Below are 15,901 nucleotides of genomic sequence, written 5' to 3'. Positions count from 1 at the left end.
AAGCCGGTGTCAGCCGCGCTGCCACAGGGAGTAGTAGACCTGCCCGGCTTTCTTCTCGCGGTGCAAGCGCCAGGTAGCCGGCATCTGCAACGCCGAGGGCGGTGTCTCGCTCTCGGTGTAGATCCAGGCGCGCTCTGCCAGCCAGCCTTTTTCTTCCAGCAGCGTGCAGGTTGCCGGCAGCAGGTTCTGGTGGAAGGGTGGGTCGAGGAATACCAGATCGAATGCGCTCGGAGTCTGGGTTTCCAGGTACTTCAACGCATCGCTTTGCAGCAACTGGCCCGTGGCGCAACCGAGCAGGTCCAGATTGTGCCGAAGGCTGGAAATGGCGGTGGCATTGGCATCCAGCGCCAATGCCATGCTGGCGCCACGGGACAGCGCTTCGAGGTACAGGGCACCACTGCCGGTGAAGGCATCCAGCACCTTGGCACCTTCGATGTGCGCTGCCAGCCAGTTGAACAGCGTTTCGCGCACCCGATCAGGCGTTGGGCGCAGGCCGGGTGCTTCCGGGAAGCCCAGCTTGCGGCTGCGCCACTGGCCACCGATGATGCGCAGGTGACCTTGGCCACCATGGGGTTGCTTGGGTTTGACGCTGGCCATCAATGCTCCGGTACGCCGAGCGGTTGCTCGGAGGGTTTGTCCGTGGGGGCCGGCAAGGGTTGCTGCGCAACCTTGGGGCCAGCCGTGACGATCACCAGTTTATCGGCATCCAGATGTTTGTTCATCGCGGTTTTCACCTGCTCCACGGTCAGCGCCTGCGACTGCTGCAGGAAGTCTTCCATCCAGGTCAGCGGCATGTCATAGAACCCGGTGGCGCCCAGTTGCGCGACGATGCTCGCGTTGCTGGCATTGGACAGCGGGAAGCTGCCGGCCTGTTCACGCTTGGCGTTGTCCAGTTCTTCCTGAGTAGGGCCCGTCTTGAGGTAGTCGCGCAGGATGTCCTGCACCAGCTTCAGGGTGCCATCGCCGAGTTCGGCGCGGGTCTGCAGGTTGATCATGAACGGTCCACGGACCTGCATCGGGGTGAACGCCGAGTAGACGCCGTAGGTCAGGCCGCGTTTTTCGCGGACTTCGCTCATCAGCCGTGTACCGAATGCGCCACCCCCAAGGATCTGGTTGCCCATGGACAGCGCGGCGAAATCCGGATCCTTGCGATCGATGCCCAGTTGCGCAATGAACATCTGCGTCTGCTTGGACGGGAAGTCGATATGGGTCACGCCGGCCGCCGGTACGGCTGGCTGTGCCGGCTTGGCCAGCGCAGGGCCCTTGGGCAGGGCGCTGAGGACTTGTGCGGCGATCTGCTCGGCTTCGTTTCGCGACAGATCGCCGACGATGGCGATGACCGCATTGCCGGCAGCATAGGCACGTTGATGGAATGCACGCAGCTGTTCGATGCTCAGGCCGGACAGGCTCTTGGCGTCGCCTTCACTGGGGTGTGCATACGGATGGCTGCCATACAGGCGCGTGAACAGCTCGTTGCTGGCCAGCTTGGCGGGGTTCTGCTTCTGGAACTCGAAGCCGGCGAGCAGCTGGTTCTTGATGCGGGCCAGCGCATCGGCCGGAAAGGTCGGCTTGCCGACGACATCGGCAAACAGCTTGAGGGCCGGGGTGCGCTTGTCGGTGTCGCTGAGGCTGCGCAACGAGGCCACGGCCATGTCGCGATAGGCGCCGTTGGAAAAGTCCGCGCCCAGGCCCTCGAAACCCTGGGCGATGGCGCTGACGTCCTTGCCGGCCACGCCTTCGTTGAGCATGGCGTTGGTCAGCAGAGCGATGCCAGGGTGGTTCTGATCCTGGCTGCTACCGGCGGCGAAGGTGAGGCGCAGATCGAACATCGGCAATTCGTGCGCTTCGACGAACAGGACCTTGGCGCCTTCGGCGGTTGTCCAGTTCTCTGGATGTTCAGGCGGCGATGGCTGGGGGCGGTATTGCCCAGCTCCTTCACCGATTGCAGTCCACGCGTGGGTTGGACAGCGCTGGCGGTGTCTGCGGCCTGGGCACCGAAAGTGGCCAGCCAGCCGGCCAGCAGAAGGGTCGAACCAGCCAGGAGGCGACGGGGGGTGATGGGCTCACTCATGAGCGGCTTCCTCGGGCAGAACGTGAGCGATGCTCAGGCGATCGCGGGTGAAATAGGTACGGGCGGCGCTCTGGATGTCCTGCGGCGTCACGCTCTTGAGATCTTCGAGTTCGCTGTCCATCAGCTTCCACGACAGCCCCACGGTTTCCAGCATGCCGATGGTGGTGGCCTGGCTGCTGATGGAATCACGGCTGTAGACCAGGTCGGCGATGACCTGGGCACGCACGCGCTCGAGCTCCTCGGCCGAGGGCGGCGTGGTCTTGAGCTCGTCGAGCAGCTTCCAGACGCCTTTCTCGACGTCGGCCAGGGTCTTTTTCTTCTGCGCGTTGGGTGTCGCGGAAATGAAGAACAGGCTGTCACCACGGGTGAAGGGGTCGTACTGGGCGCCGCCACTGGAGATCAGCTCCTGACCGCGTTCCAGACGGGTAGCCATGCGTGCGCTGTAGCCACCGTCGAGCAGTGCCGAGATCAGCCGCAAGGCCTGGACATCGCGGGGCTTGTCGGCAGTGGCCAGGGCCGGAACGTTGAAGCCGTACAGCAGGCTCGGCAGTTGGGTGCGCACATGCAGTGTGGCCAGGCGCTGGCCAGGGGTGGCCAGTTCCAGCGGGATCTTCGCCGGTGGCGTGGCACGGCTGGCGATGTTGCCGAAGAAACGTTGAGCCAGCGCCTTCACCTCGTCCGGCTGGACATCGCCCACTACCACCAGGGTGGCGTTGTTGGGCACGTACCAGGCCTGGTACCAGTGGCGCAGTTCTTCGACCTTCATGCGATCGAGGTCAGCCATCCAGCCGATGGTGGGCGTGTGGTAGCCACTGGCGGGAAAGGCCATGGCCTTGAACATCTCGTAGGCCTTGGCGCTGGGCTTGTCGTCGGTGCGCAGGCGGCGTTCTTCCTTGATGACTTCGATTTCACGCGCGAATTCTTCGGCGGGCAGGCTCAGGCTGGCCATGCGGTCGGCTTCGAGGTCGAACGCCACGGCCAGGCGGTCCTTGGCCAGCACTTCGTAATAGGCGGTGTAGTCATCGCTGGTGAAGGCGTTTTCCTCGGCGCCGAGGTCGCGCAGGATGCGCGAACCTTCACCTGGGCCCAGTTTGTCGGTGCCCTTGAACATCATGTGTTCGAGCGCGTGGGACAGGCCGGTCTGGCCAGGCGTTTCGTAGCTGGAACCGACCTTGTACCAGATCTGGGACACCACCACCGGGGCGCGGTGGTCCTCGCGCACGATGACCTTGAGGCCGTTGTCCAGGGTGAATTCGTGCGTGGGCTGTGTATCGGCGGCAAAAGCTGCCAAAGGCAGGCTGAGCGTGCAGAGCAGCAGGCCTGCGGCGCGGCGGGCGAGGACATTCATGGGATTTAGAACCTTGAGAGCTACCCGCTTGGCCTTAGCGTCTACGGGCGAGGAGGTGCTAGGATACTGATCCGGTCCGCTGGGGGCCATGCCTGGTTGGCATGAACCTGCCCGGGCAACTCGACAAAATGTTGCGCGTGAACGAGCCGGCGTAAAAGCAGTCTGTGTTGCGTCTTCGAATTTTTTCCGACAAGCCGCCTGGCGTGTCGCTACCTTGAGATAGCCGTCTTCCATGTTTGGTTCCAACGACGACAAAAAGACCCCGGCCCCGGCCGGTGAAAAGAAAGGCCTGTTCGGATGGCTGCGCAAGAAGCCGCAGACACCTGTCGCCGAACCGCCATCGCCCCCTGCCGCCCAGGAGCTCCCAACCGAAGCCGAGACGGCTGCGCAGGCCGCCGTGGCGCTCGCCCCGGAGCCGGTGCTGCCGCCCAAGATCGAAGCCGAACCTGAGCCCGTACCGACGCCAACCGAGCAGCCCGTTGCGCACGGGTTGGTGCTGCCGGTGCCCGAGGAACCGGTGGCGCTGGTCGAGGACGATGCGCCGCAGACACCGCCGGCCATCGCCCCACGGCCGGAAGTGTCGGCCCCAGCCGCGGCAGAGCCGGTTGCCGCTCCTGTTCCGCCACCTGCTCCTGTAGCGGCCAGCGCACCAGCTCCGGCACCTGCTCCAGCTCCGACTCCAGCGCCTGTGGCAACCATCGTGCCGCCCGTTATCGAAGCATCGCCCCCTGCCGTCGTTGCCTCGCAACCTGCAGGGCAGGCCAGGACCGGCTTCTTCGCGCGTCTCAAGCAGGGCTTGGCCAAGACCAGCGCCAGCCTCGGCGAAGGCATGGCCAGCCTGTTTCTGGGCAGCAAGATCATCGATGACGATCTGCTCGAAGAACTGGAAACCCGCCTGCTGACCGCCGACGTCGGTGTCGAAGCCACCTCGGTGATCATCCAGAGCCTGACCCGCAAGGTCGCGCGCAAGGAACTCACCGATGCCGCCGCCTTGTACAAGGCGCTGCAAGGTGAGCTGACGGCACTGTTGCGTCCGGTCGAGCAACCGCTGGTGATCAAGGCCGAGCACCAGCCGTTCGTGATTCTGGTGGTGGGCGTCAACGGCGCCGGCAAGACCACCACCATCGGCAAGCTGGCCAAGAAGCTGCAGCTTGAAGGCAAGAAAGTCATGCTGGCGGCGGGCGACACGTTCCGTGCCGCGGCTGTGGAGCAACTGCAGGTGTGGGGCGAGCGCAACAAGATCCCGGTCATCGCCCAGCACACCGGCGCCGATTCCGCTTCGGTCATCTTCGACGCCGTGCAGGCTGCCAAGTCGCGCGGCATCGACGTGTTGATCGCCGACACTGCCGGCCGTCTGCACACCAAAGACAACCTGATGGAAGAGCTGAAAAAGGTCCGCCGCGTGATGGGCAAGCTCGACGAGCAGGCGCCGCATGAAGTGCTGCTGGTGCTCGATGCCGGCACCGGGCAGAACGCGATCAACCAGGCCAAGCAGTTCAACCAGACGGTGGCCCTGACCGGCCTGGCCCTGACCAAGCTCGACGGTACCGCCAAGGGTGGGGTGATCTTCGCCCTGGCCAAGCAGTTCGGCCTGCCCATCCGCTACATCGGCGTGGGCGAAGGCATCGACGACCTGCGCACCTTCGAGGCAGAACCCTTCGTCCAGGCATTGTTCGCCGAGCGGGAGCCTTCATGATTCGATTCGAACAGGTTGCCAAGCGCTACCCCAATGGCCATGTCGGTCTGCATGAACTGAGCTTTCGGGTCCGGCGTGGCGAATTCCTGTTCGTTACCGGTCATTCCGGCGCGGGCAAAAGCACCCTGCTGCGTCTGTTGCTGGCGATGGAGCGACCCACCAGCGGCAAGCTGCTGCTGGCCGGCCAGGACCTGGGGCAGATCACCAACGCGCAGATTCCGTTTCTGCGTCGGCAGATCGGCGTGGTGTTCCAGAATCACCAGTTGCTGTTTGACCGTACGGTGTTCAACAACATCGCCCTGCCGTTGCAGATCCTCGGCCTGAGCAAGCCGGAAATCGCCAAGAAGGTCGATTCGGCGCTGGAGCGGGTGGCGCTGGCGGACAAGGCCGAGCTGTACCCCGGCGACTTGTCCACGGGTCAGCAACAGCGTGTGGGCATTGCCCGCGCCATCGTCCATCAGCCAGCCTTGCTGCTCGCCGATGAACCTACCGGCAACCTCGATCCGCGTCTGGCGGCCGAGATCATGGGGGTCTTCGAAGACATCAACCGGCTTGGCACCAGCGTACTGATTGCCAGCCACGATCTGGCGCTGATCGCGCGCATGCGTCATCGCATGCTGACATTGCAGCGTGGGCGTCTGATCGGTGACGGAGAGGCAGGACAATGAGTGCGACACGCAGTCCCAAGGTCGCGGACCGGGTAGCGCCCAAGGGTAGCGAGCCACAACCGCAGAAGCCGAGGAAACGTCGCAACGACGACGATGACGGGCCGGATTTCAGCAGCCTGCTACGTGCCTGGATCGAAAGCCACAGGGCCAGCTGGACCGACAGCCTGCGCCGTCTGGGCAAGCAGCCGATCGGCAGCTTCTTTACCTGCCTGGTCATGGCCGTGGCCTTGAGTTTGCCCATGGGGCTGTCCCTGCTGCTCAAGAACGTCGAGCGTCTGGGCGGTTCCTGGCAACGTGCGGCGCAGATTTCGCTGTACCTGGACCTCGACGCCGGTGAACGCGAAGGTCAGGCGCTGGTGACGCAGATCAAGGGGCTGTCGGGCGTGGCCCAGGCCGAGTTCGTCAGCCGCGAGCAGGCGCTCGGTGAGTTCCAGCAGCAGTCCGGGCTGGGTGAGGCGCTCAAGGAGCTGCCTGAAAACCCGCTGCCCGGCGTGGTGGTGGTGACGCCGCTGGAAATCGACAAGGCTGCGTTGGAGAGCCTGCGCCAGCAGCTCGCCGAGTTGCCGAAGGTGCAGCAGGCGCAACTGGACCTGGTATGGGTAGAGCGACTTGCAGCCATCCTGAAGCTGGGTGATCGATTCGTCTTCGGTCTGACGCTGCTGCTGGTTTCGGCGTTGTTGCTGGTGATCGGCAACACCATTCGTCTGCACATCGAGAACCGCCGCATCGAAATCGAGGTCATCAAATTGGTGGGCGGCACGGACAGCTATGTGCGTCGGCCGTTTTTGTACATGGGGGCGCTGTACGGCTTCGGCGCAGGCATTTTCGCCTGGGGCATCCTGGCCTTCGGCCTGGATTGGCTCAACGATGCGGTCACTGGATTGTCCGGTTTGTACGGTAGTGACTTCGCGCTGGGCGGTGTGCCCGTGGCGGACGGATTGTCGCTCTTGCTAGGCGCGGTATTGTTAGGGTATATCGGTGCGTGGATTGCGGTCTGGCGGCACCTGCGCGAACTGGCGCCGCGATAGTCCGCAATACGCCTGCAGTACCTATGCAGGCTCTTTGAGTGTGTAGTTGAGTTAACTTTATTGTCATGGACCGTTAAAGCTTCATAGGGAACTTGTCAACTGGTTCCCGGTCTATTTTTCGCAGTGCCTACGGGCACGAGTCATGTGAGTCGGAGGTTTTTTCGTATGACCACTTCTTTGCAACCTGCTTATGCGCTGGTCCCGGGTGCGAACCTGGAAGCCTACGTGCATACGGTGAACAGCATTCCCTTGCTGACGCCCGAGCAGGAGCGTGAACTGGCCGAGAGTCTCTACTATGAGCAGGATCTTGGAGCGGCTCGGCAGATGGTGCTCGCTCACCTGCGTTTCGTCGTGCATATCGCACGCAGCTATTCGGGCTACGGCTTGGCTCAGGCCGACCTTATCCAGGAAGGCAACGTCGGTCTGATGAAGGCCGTGAAGCGTTTCAACCCGGAAATGGGTGTGCGCCTGGTGTCGTTCGCCGTGCACTGGATCAAGGCTGAAATCCACGAGTTCATCCTGCGAAACTGGCGTATCGTCAAAGTGGCGACCACCAAGGCGCAGCGCAAGCTGTTCTTCAACCTGCGCAGCCAGAAGAAGCGTCTGGCCTGGCTGAACAACGAAGAAGTCCACCGAGTGGCCGAAAGCCTGGGCGTGGAGCCGCGTGAAGTACGCGAAATGGAAAGCCGTCTGACCGGCCATGACATGGCCTTCGATCCGGCTGCCGAAGCCGACGATGACAGTGCGTTCCAATCGCCAGCCAACTACCTGGAAGACCATCGCTACGACCCAGCGCGTCAGCTCGAAGACGCCGACTGGAGCGACAACTCCAACACCAACCTGCACGAAGCTCTGCAGGTGCTGGACGATCGCAGCCGCGACATTCTCTACCAGCGCTGGCTTGCTGAGGAAAAGGCGACCCTGCACGAGTTGGCCGAGAAGTACAACGTGTCGGCCGAGCGTATTCGTCAGCTGGAAAAAAGCGCGATGAATAAGCTGAAGATCTCCATCGCTGCCTGATGTGAGCCGTTGACGCGCTGCATGCAAAAGCCCCGACTGGTTCGGGACTTTTTGTTGTCTGGTAGGGCGTGATCGCGGCCTAATCGGCCCAGGGTGCGGGGCGTGGCTGGTCAAGGCGCAGGAGGTAGTCATGGCCGCCCAATTGGCCCATCTGCTGACGAATCCAGCCAGCGCGACGGCTCACGTAGGGGCTGGGCCGACTGGCGCTCCAGTTGCGCGGATTGGGCAGTACGGCGGCGAGCAGGCTGGCTTGCTGCCGGGACAGGCGAGCCGCGTCAACGCCGAAATGATGCCGCGCCGCTGCTTGCGCGCCGAACACACCGTCGTCCCATTCGGCGCTGTTGAGGTAGACCTCGAGGATGCGCTGCTTGGACCAGAAGATTTCGATCAATCCGGTGAACCAGGCTTCCAGGCCCTTGCGCAGCCAACTGCGCCCCGACCAGAGGAATACGTTCTTCGCCACTTGCTGGCTCAGGGTGCTGGCACCGCGCAATGAGCCGCCTTCCTCGTTATGGGCGAAGGCTGCGCGGATGGCGGCGATATCGAACCCCCAGTGCTCGGCAAAGCGTTGATCTTCACCGGCGATGACCGCCACCTTCAGATCGTCGGAAATGTTCGCCCAGGATTGCCAGTCTCGCTGCAGATCGATTGGCTGGCCGTCGGCCCAGGATTCGATCTTGCGTTCGACCATGAGCATGGTGCCCGGTGGCGGGATGAAGCGAAAGACCACCACCAGAGCCACGCTTGCGGCGACAAACCAGAGCAGTGCCTTGCACAGACGACGGAAAAGGGATTGCAGCATGAAGGGCTTGGCCTGGCCGGGTGAGCGGGCCATTATACAGACCCTGCGATGCAACACGGCTTTATGAGGACAAACCTGGATGCTGCGTACGTTCATGATGCTGGCCGCGTTCTTCGGCTTCACCGGTGTGGCGCTCGGCGCGTTTGCCGCACACGGGTTGAAGAACCGGCTGAGCGCCGATTACCTGGCCATTTTCCAGACTGGCGTCAGCTACCAACTTATCCACACCCTGGCATTGTTCGGCGTCGCGCTGCTCAGCGTCCATGTGCCAGGGCGTCTGGTGGGGTGGGCAGGCGCGCTGTTCTGTCTGGGCATCGTGCTGTTCTCGGGCAGCCTGTACCTGTTGACTCTGACCGGCTTCAGCAAGCTGGGTATCGTCACCCCGTTCGGCGGTCTGGCTCTGCTGGCCGGGTGGCTGTGCCTGGGCCTGATGGCTTGGCGCCTGGGTTGATCGCGCGCGCGGTCGGCTTGGCCTTGGGAATCCTCGGCGATCGGGCTAGAATAACGACCCCCAAAAAATGATGGCTGCCGACCGCATGCGCATTCAATTGAACGGCGACCCTTTCGAACTCCCCGACGGCGAAACCGTTGCCGGGCTGCTTGCCCGCCTCGAACTGGTCGGACGCCGCGTCGCCGTCGAGCTGAACCATGACATCGTCCCGCGCAGCCAGCACGGTGACACCGTACTGGGCGAAGGTGACCAGATCGAGGTGGTTCACGCCATCGGCGGCGGCTGATCGAGTCGCCGACACCTTCCACGTCCGTATCTTTACCTCAGCAGAGGAATTCCGATGAGCAATGCTCGCATTGACAAGCCATTCACCCTGGCCGGTCGCACTTTCGAGTCGCGCCTTCTGGTCGGCACCGGCAAGTACCGCGACCTCGAGCAGACCCGCCTGGCTATCGAGGCTTCGGGTGCCGAGATCGTCACGGTTGCCGTGCGCCGCACCAATATCGGCCAGAACCCTGGCGAGCCGAACCTGCTCGACGTGCTGCCGCCGGATCGCTACACCATTCTGCCCAACACCGCGGGCTGCTATGACGCCGTGGAAGCGGTGCGTACCTGCCGCCTGGCCCGCGAGCTGCTCGACGGTCACAACCTGGTCAAGCTGGAAGTCCTGGCCGACCAGAAGACGCTGTTCCCCAATGTGATCGAAACCCTCAAGGCCGCCGAAGTGCTGGTCAAGGACGGTTTCGACGTGATGGTCTACACCAGCGACGATCCGATCATTGCCCGCCAACTGGCCGAGATCGGCTGCATTGCGGTCATGCCGCTGGCTGGGCTGATCGGCACGGGCCTGGGCATCTGCAATCCATACAACCTGCAGATCATTCTGGAAGAAGCCAAGGTGCCCGTGCTGGTGGATGCCGGCGTGGGTACTGCGTCCGATGCCACCATCGCCATGGAACTGGGCTGTGAGGCCGTGCTGATGAACTCGGCCATCGCCCACGCGCAGGATCCGATCATGATGGGCGCGGCCATGAAGCACGCCATCATTGCCGGGCGCATGGCCTATCTGGCCGGTCGCATGCCGAAAAAACTCTATGCCAGCGCCTCTTCGCCGCTGGATGGTCTGATCAAGTAAGAGCCCCCGATGACTGACTCGCAAGAAACGCCAACGGCCGACGAAGGCGAACCGCGCCAGCACCGCGCTATCAAAAGCTTCGTGATGCGCGCCGGGCGCATGACCGAAGGCCAGCAACGCGGCCTGGACCAAGGCAAGCCGTTGTTCGTGCTGCCATTGACCGACGCACCTGGCGGACTTCGACCAGGTGTTCGGTCGCAGTGCCCCGCGCACCCTGGAAATCGGCTTCGGCATGGGCCATTCGCTGCTTGAAATGGCAGCGGCCTCGCCGGAACTGGATTTCATCGGCGTTGAGGTGCACCGTCCCGGCGTTGGCGCGCTGCTCAACGGCGTATTGACCCAGGGTCTGAAAAACCTGCGAGTCTACGACTGCGACGCCATCGAAGTGCTCAAGCAGTGTGTGGCCGACAATAGCCTGGATCGCCTGCTGCTGTTTTTCCCGGATCCTTGGCACAAGGCGCGCCACCACAAGCGGCGCATCGTTCAGCCGGCGTTCGCCGAACTGGTCCGCAGCAAGCTCAAGGTGGGGGGTGTGCTGCACATGGCGACCGATTGGGAGCCCTATGCCGAGTACATGCTGGAAGTCATGAGCGTGGCGCCCGGTTACCGCAACCAGGCGGCCGACGGTGGCTGCGTACCGCGTCCGGCCGAGCGCCCGGTCACCAAGTTCGAACGCCGCGGCGAGCGGCTCGGGCATGGGGTGTGGGATTTGAAGTTCGAGAAGGTTGACTGAGGGTTATGTAGTGGTCTGGCGGGCCTCTTCGCGGGCAGAGCCCGCTCCCACAGGGTCTTGCACAAAACCCACCTCGTGGGAGCGGGGCGGGCTGCGAGCCCTCTGCCCGCGAAGAGGCCCGCATGGCTCACGCATCATTTGCGATCAGCGACGATTCCCAGCAATACCAGAACCACCAACAACACCGGCGCCAGGCTGTAGTTGTTGAACTGGCTCAACCCCTTCAGCACCCAGGGCGTGGCATAGATCAATGCCGCGCCACTGCCGATCACGCACATCAGGGCAATCAGCGGCACTCGCAGCGCGCCCGAGAGCGAGCCCAGGCGGCCCTCGGCCCACGCCTTCACATCGGCGCCAAACAGCACCAGCACGCAGCCTACCAAGGCCAGGGAAATCTCCGAAAGGTTGCCTCGGCCCCAGCGTGAAACGGTGGCGAGCAGATCGAGCACGAAATCCATCAGGACAATCCTTATACCAGGAAGTATTGCAGCAGGTCGTTGAGGAACAACTGCCCGCGGGCGGTGGCGACCAGACGCGTCGGTTCGACCTGTAAAAGGCCTTTTTGTTCGGCCTCGGCGCGTGCTGCGGCCAGGGTCTGCAGGGGCAGGCCGGTCCGCTGCGCGAACAGCTCGGCGTCGACCCCTGGCGTGAGGCGCAGCGCGTTCATCAGGAACTCGAAGGGCAACTCGTCGGCGGTCAGGGTTTTCTCGCCCGCCTTGAACTGCTTGGCAGGGTTCAGGTAATCCTTGGGCAGACGGGTTTTCCAGGTCCGCACGATGCGACCGTCGGGGTGGCTCAGCTTGCCGTGGGCGCCGGCGCCAATGCCGATGAAATCGCCGAAGCTCCAATAGTTGAGGTTGTGACGCGCGGCCTTGCCCGGCCGGGCATAGGCCGACACCTCGTATTGGCTGAAGCCATGCTCGGCCAGCAAGGCCTGGCCGGCTTCCTGGATGTCCCAGAGAATATCGTCCTCGGGGAGCTCGGGCGGCTGGTTCCAGAACACTGTGTTGGGCTCCAGGGTCAACTGGTACCAGGACAGGTGCGTGGGCGCCAGAGCGATGGCCTGGCGCAGGTCGTCCAGGGCTTCTTCCAGGGACTGGTCGGGCAGGCCGTGCATCAGGTCCAGGTTGAAGTTGTCGAAACCGGCGCGACGCGCCATTTCAGCGGCGCGCAGCGCTTCGTCCCCGGTATGGATACGCCCGAGGGCTTCGAGCTTTTGCGGCTGGAAGCTCTGGATGCCGATGGACAGGCGGTTGATCCCCAGCTTGCGATAGGCGACGAACTTGTCCTGTTCGAACGTGCCGGGGTTGGCCTCCAGGGTGATCTCGATATCTGCCGTGAACGGGATGCGTTGTTCCACGCCCGCGAGCAGTCGGCCCAATGCCGCAGCACTGAACAGGCTGGGCGTGCCGCCGCCGAAGAAGATCGAGCTCAGTGGTCTTCCGTAGACCGCTGCCAGGTCCTGATCCAGGTCCGCCAGCAGCGCGTCGACGTATTCCTCTTCCGGCAGTACGGGACTGGCCGCGTGTGAGTTGAAGTCACAGTACGGGCATTTGCGCACGCACCAGGGGATATGGATGTACAGCGCCAGCGGCGGCAGCTGCGTCAGCACCTGGCTGGGAGGCGGCGCCGCTGGGTAGATCAGTGAATCGTTCATGCCAGGCTCAGGCGTTGACGCAGCAAGGCCATGGCGCGGGCGCGATGACTCAGTTGGTTCTTTTGCGTGGGGTCGAGCTCGGCGCTGGAGCAGTTGCGTTCGGGCACCCAGAACAGTGGGTCGTAACCAAACCCATGGGCACCGCTGGCGGCGTGCAGAATGCGACCGTGCCAGAGCCCTTCGCAGAGGATCGGCAACGGATCGTCGGCATGCCGGACCAGCGCCAGCACACAGACGAACTGCGCGCCGCGCTGTTCGTCCGGGACGCCCTGCAAGGCGTCGAGCAGCTTGGCGTTGTTGGCGGCATCGCCCTGGCCATCGGCGTAGCGCGCCGAATAGATGCCGGGAGCACCGCCGAGAAAGTCCACGGCCAGGCCGGAGTCGTCGGCCAGTGCGGGCAAACCTGAGAGACGCGCGGCGTTGCGGGCCTTGAGGATAGCGTTCTCTACGAACGACAGCCCGGTTTCCTCAGGCTCGACCTGGCTGAATTCGCCGACCGAACGCAGCTGCACCGCGCCGCCGAGCATGGCCTGCAGTTCCTTGAGCTTGCCGGCGTTGTGGCTGGCGAGGACGAGTTGAGTGAAATTGATCATGGTTGTGAATGGGTTCCGAAGGGTTCAAAGAGCCAGTTCATGCGGGCGGCCTGAGGTATCGAGCCGTCTGCTTCGCGGGCAGAGCCCCGCTTCCACAAGGTGAGTTTTGCGCACGATCCTGTGGGAGCGGGGCTCTGCCCGCGAAGAAGGCGCCATGGTCGTCGAGTGTTACACCGCCACCCGATGCTCCTGCAAACCAGGACTGCTGACCCGGTAGATGCCGATTTCACCCAGAAGGTTAGGCCAGATCTTGCTCGCCCACCCGTGCCGGTGCTGTTGATCCACCGCCAGGCGATTGAGGACCTGGGCGCGACGCTCGCTGCACAGGGCTTCGAAGTCGGCGAAGGTGCAGAAGTGAATGTTCGGCGTGTTGTACCAGGTGTACGGCAGAAACTCGGACACCGGCATGTGGCCCTTGCTGGCCAGGTACCAGCGGCAGCGCCAGTGACCGAAGTTGGGGAAGGTGATGATGCACTGCCGACCGACCCGCAGCATCTCGTCGAGAATGCGATCCGGGTATTCCACGGCCTGCAGCGCCTGGGTCATGACCACGATGTCGAAGCTGTTGCTGGCGAAGTTGCCCAGGCCCTTGTCCAGGTCCTGCTCGATGACGTTGATGCCCTTGCGCACGCACTCGGTGATGTTGTCGGCATCGATTTCCAGGCCGTAGCCGGTGACCTGCTTGTGGTCGCGCAGCCAGGCGAGCAGTTCGCCGTTGCCGCAGCCCAGGTCGAGCACGCGGCTGCCGGCGGGGATCCAGTCCTGGATGATTTCTAGGTCAGCTCTCATGGATGCCTCACAGTGCAATGCGGTTCATGTAGCTGCTGAACGCCTGCAGATACCGTGGAATGGGGATCAGAAAGGCGTCGTGGCCCTGTGGTGCATCGATTTCCAGGTAGCAGACGTCTTTCTTGGCGGCCATCAACGCATCCACCAGTTCCCGCGAGCGGGCCGGCGAGAAGCGCCAGTCGGTAGTGAAGGACATCACGCAGAACTTGGCTTTGACGTTGGCAAAGGTGGCAGCCAGGTCATCGCCATGCGCAGCGGCCGGGTCGAAGTAGTCCAGCGCCTTGGTCATCAGCAGGTAGGTGTTGGCGTCGAACCGACCGGAAAACTCCTCGCCCTGATAGCGCAGGTAGCTTTCCACCTGGAACTCGACGCTGTGGAAGTCATAGTTGAGCTTCTCGCTCTTCAGGCCACGGCCGAATTTCTCGCCCATCGAATCGTCCGACAGGTAGGTGATGTGCCCGACCATGCGCGCGAGCATCAGGCCGCGTTTGGGAATCACGCCACGGGCCTGGAAATCGCCGCCATGGAATTCGGGGTCGGACAGGATGGCCTGGCGGGCCACTTCGTTGAAGGCGATGTTCTGCGCGCTGAGCTTGGGCGCCGAAGCGATCGCCAGGCAGTGGCGGACGCGGTCGGGGTAGGTGATGGTCCACTGCAGCGCCTGCATGCCGCCCAGACTGCCACCGACCACCGCCGCCCACTGGGCGATTCCCAGCGCGTCCGCCAGACAGGCCTGGCTGTGTACCCAGTCTTCCACGGTCAAGACCGGGAAATCGGCGCCGAACGGCTTGCCGGTCTCGGGATCGATGCTGCTGGGGCCGGTGGAACCGTTGCAGCCGCCGAGGTTGTTCAGGCTGACCACGAAGAAACGGTTGGTGTCGATGGGCTTGCCGGGGCCCGATGCAGCTGTCCCACCAGCCTGGCTTGCGGTCTTCGGTGGAGTGGTAACCGGCTGCATGGTGATGGCCCGACAGCGCGTGGCAGATCAGCACCGCGTTGCTGGCGCTGGCATTGAGCTGGCCGTAGGTCTCGTAGATCAGGTCGTAGGCGGGCAGCGACCGGCCGCAGGCCAGGGCCAGGGGTTCGCTGAAGTGGGCAATTTGTGGAACGACCAGACCGACGCAATCATCGGGAAAGACAGTGGACATCGACCCTGCTCACGCTTGAATGAGGCGTAAGTCTAAAGAGCGCAGGGCAGAGGGGCAAGCAGCGCTTGGCGGGGGTGCAGGCGAGTGTGCAGGCAGGCTTGCCAGGTGCGCGAGCGCTCGTAGGAGCGCTGGCGCAGCTGGCGTGCAGCGGTCAGATCAGCAGGCGCAGAATCTGCGGCATGCCGGTGGTCATGGCCAGGTTGTTGATGACCAGCATGTCCAGCAGTTTGAGCACCATGAAGGCCAGGATCGGCGAGATGTCGAGGCCGCCCAGGTTGGGCACGATGCGTCGGAACGGCGCCAGGGCCGGTTCGCAGATCTGGTTGACCAGCTCGGCGCCGGGGTTGTGGCTCTGCGGTGCGACCCAGGAGAGGATCACGCTGATGATCATGGCGAAGAAGAAGATCTTCAGGAACAGCGCCGTCACCCCGATGATCGCCCACACCAGCAATTGCAAGGGGTTGCCCGTGGTGCCGTAGGCCAGCAGCAGGGTCAGCGCCATGATGATCATCTGGATGACGATGGCCAGCAGCAGCGACGACATGTCCAGCCCGAACAGGCTGGGAATGATGCGCCGCACCGGTTTGAGCAGCGGCTGCGTGGCGCGCACGATGAACTGGCTGAGCGGGTTGTAGAAGTCGGCACGCACCAGTTGCAGCACGAAGCGCAGCAGCATGATCAGCAGGTACAGACTGCCCAGGGTTTGCACGACATAGATTGCCGCGGTATTTAGACCGTACATGAATGCTCCATTGTTGACCC

Annotated in this window: 15 protein-coding genes and 3 pseudogenes; 8 read left to right on the top strand and 10 right to left on the bottom strand. The window is 63.3% G+C overall.

Features of this window, described 5'->3' with window-relative positions:
• Positions 1–9: 9 nt before the first annotated feature.
• The 3 genes and pseudogenes from rsmD to ABMD26_RS10125 form a co-directional block, all read right to left on the bottom strand.
• The gene (gene rsmD / locus ABMD26_RS10135; RefSeq protein WP_049861682.1) at positions 10–597 is read right to left on the bottom strand and encodes a 16S rRNA (guanine(966)-N(2))-methyltransferase RsmD; all 588 of its coding nucleotides are present in this window, start codon (positions 595–597) and stop codon (positions 10–12) included.
• Positions 597–2,071 (bottom strand): annotated as a pseudogene (locus ABMD26_RS10130) (M16 family metallopeptidase). Before ABMD26_RS10130 ends, rsmD begins: the two are co-directional and overlap by 1 nt.
• A complete protein-coding gene (locus ABMD26_RS10125; protein WP_192000773.1) occupies positions 2,064–3,419 on the bottom strand; it encodes a M16 family metallopeptidase in 1,356 nt (451 codons plus the stop codon). Before ABMD26_RS10125 ends, ABMD26_RS10130 begins: the two are co-directional and overlap by 8 nt.
• Positions 3,420–3,651: 232 nt before the next feature.
• On the opposite strand from ABMD26_RS10125, the gene ftsY reads away from it, so the two are divergent.
• The 4 genes from ftsY to rpoH all read left to right on the top strand — a co-directional run bounded on the left by ftsY (position 3,652) and on the right by rpoH (position 7,831).
• Entirely contained in the window at positions 3,652–5,115 is a 1,464-nt protein-coding gene (gene ftsY / locus ABMD26_RS10120; protein WP_354309326.1) for a signal recognition particle-docking protein FtsY, read from the top strand.
• Positions 5,112–5,783 carry a cell division ATP-binding protein FtsE gene (gene ftsE / locus ABMD26_RS10115; RefSeq protein WP_043191541.1) on the top strand — a complete coding sequence of 224 codons (672 nt, stop codon included), beginning with the start codon at positions 5,112–5,114 and terminating at the stop codon, positions 5,781–5,783. The genes ftsY and ftsE overlap by 4 nt, the downstream gene beginning before the upstream one ends.
• Positions 5,780–6,811 carry a permease-like cell division protein FtsX gene (ftsX, locus tag ABMD26_RS10110; RefSeq protein WP_134722863.1) on the top strand — a complete coding sequence of 344 codons (1,032 nt, stop codon included), beginning with the start codon at positions 5,780–5,782 and terminating at the stop codon, positions 6,809–6,811. The genes ftsE and ftsX overlap by 4 nt, the downstream gene beginning before the upstream one ends.
• A 165-nt stretch (positions 6,812–6,976) precedes the next feature.
• On the top strand, positions 6,977–7,831 hold the full coding sequence (gene rpoH / locus ABMD26_RS10105) for an RNA polymerase sigma factor RpoH (protein WP_354309323.1): 855 nt from the start codon (positions 6,977–6,979) through the stop codon (positions 7,829–7,831).
• 79 nt (positions 7,832–7,910) lie between these two features.
• Here rpoH and mtgA read toward each other — a convergent pair whose 3' ends face one another.
• Positions 7,911–8,666, bottom strand: coding sequence for a monofunctional biosynthetic peptidoglycan transglycosylase (mtgA, locus tag ABMD26_RS10100; protein ID WP_354309321.1), 756 nt, complete (start codon positions 8,664–8,666; stop codon positions 7,911–7,913).
• A gap of 46 nt (positions 8,667–8,712) precedes the next feature.
• On the opposite strand from mtgA, the gene ABMD26_RS10095 reads away from it, so the two are divergent.
• The 4 genes and pseudogenes from ABMD26_RS10095 (at position 8,713) to trmB (ending at position 10,952) form a co-directional block, all read left to right on the top strand.
• Entirely contained in the window at positions 8,713–9,084 is a 372-nt protein-coding gene (locus tag ABMD26_RS10095; protein ID WP_049861688.1) for a DUF423 domain-containing protein, read from the top strand.
• A gap of 85 nt (positions 9,085–9,169) precedes the next feature.
• The gene (thiS, locus tag ABMD26_RS10090; RefSeq protein ID WP_354311819.1) at positions 9,170–9,370 is read left to right on the top strand and encodes a sulfur carrier protein ThiS; all 201 of its coding nucleotides are present in this window, start codon (positions 9,170–9,172) and stop codon (positions 9,368–9,370) included.
• A 54-nt stretch (positions 9,371–9,424) separates the two neighbouring features.
• Positions 9,425–10,219, top strand: coding sequence for a thiazole synthase (locus ABMD26_RS10085; protein ID WP_043191531.1), 795 nt, complete (start codon positions 9,425–9,427; stop codon positions 10,217–10,219).
• Between the two features lie 9 nt (positions 10,220–10,228).
• Positions 10,229–10,952: pseudogene (gene trmB, locus ABMD26_RS10080) on the top strand (tRNA (guanosine(46)-N7)-methyltransferase TrmB).
• Positions 10,953–11,086: 134 nt separating this feature from the next.
• Here trmB and ABMD26_RS10075 read toward each other — a convergent pair.
• The 6 genes and pseudogenes from ABMD26_RS10075 to ABMD26_RS10050 all read right to left on the bottom strand — a co-directional run bounded on the left by ABMD26_RS10075 (position 11,087) and on the right by ABMD26_RS10050 (position 15,881).
• Positions 11,087–11,410 carry a DUF3392 domain-containing protein gene (locus tag ABMD26_RS10075; RefSeq protein WP_043191527.1) on the bottom strand — a complete coding sequence of 108 codons (324 nt, stop codon included), beginning with the start codon at positions 11,408–11,410 and terminating at the stop codon, positions 11,087–11,089.
• Between the two features lie 11 nt (positions 11,411–11,421).
• A complete protein-coding gene (gene hemW / locus ABMD26_RS10070) occupies positions 11,422–12,609 on the bottom strand; it encodes a radical SAM family heme chaperone HemW (RefSeq protein WP_354309317.1) in 1,188 nt (395 codons plus the stop codon).
• A complete protein-coding gene (gene rdgB, locus ABMD26_RS10065; RefSeq protein WP_043191521.1) occupies positions 12,606–13,202 on the bottom strand; it encodes an RdgB/HAM1 family non-canonical purine NTP pyrophosphatase in 597 nt (198 codons plus the stop codon). Before rdgB ends, hemW begins: the two co-directional genes overlap by 4 nt.
• A 168-nt stretch (positions 13,203–13,370) precedes the next feature.
• Positions 13,371–13,991, bottom strand: a complete 621-nt coding sequence (gene metW / locus ABMD26_RS10060; protein ID WP_043191520.1) for a methionine biosynthesis protein MetW — start codon at positions 13,989–13,991, stop codon at positions 13,371–13,373.
• 7 nt (positions 13,992–13,998) lie between these two features.
• Positions 13,999–15,139: pseudogene (gene metX, locus ABMD26_RS10055) on the bottom strand (homoserine O-succinyltransferase MetX).
• Positions 15,140–15,290: 151 nt separating this feature from the next.
• Entirely contained in the window at positions 15,291–15,881 is a 591-nt protein-coding gene (locus tag ABMD26_RS10050; protein ID WP_049861693.1) for a YggT family protein, read from the bottom strand.
• Positions 15,882–15,901 lie beyond the last annotated feature (20 nt).

Origin of the sequence: Pseudomonas sp. PvP001, assembly GCF_040546375.1 — a bacterium.
GTDB classification, from domain to species: domain Bacteria; phylum Pseudomonadota; class Gammaproteobacteria; order Pseudomonadales; family Pseudomonadaceae; genus Aquipseudomonas; species Aquipseudomonas coleopterorum.
Note: the sequence above shows the minus strand (reverse complement) of the source record. Positions and strands in the feature narration are given on the sequence as shown.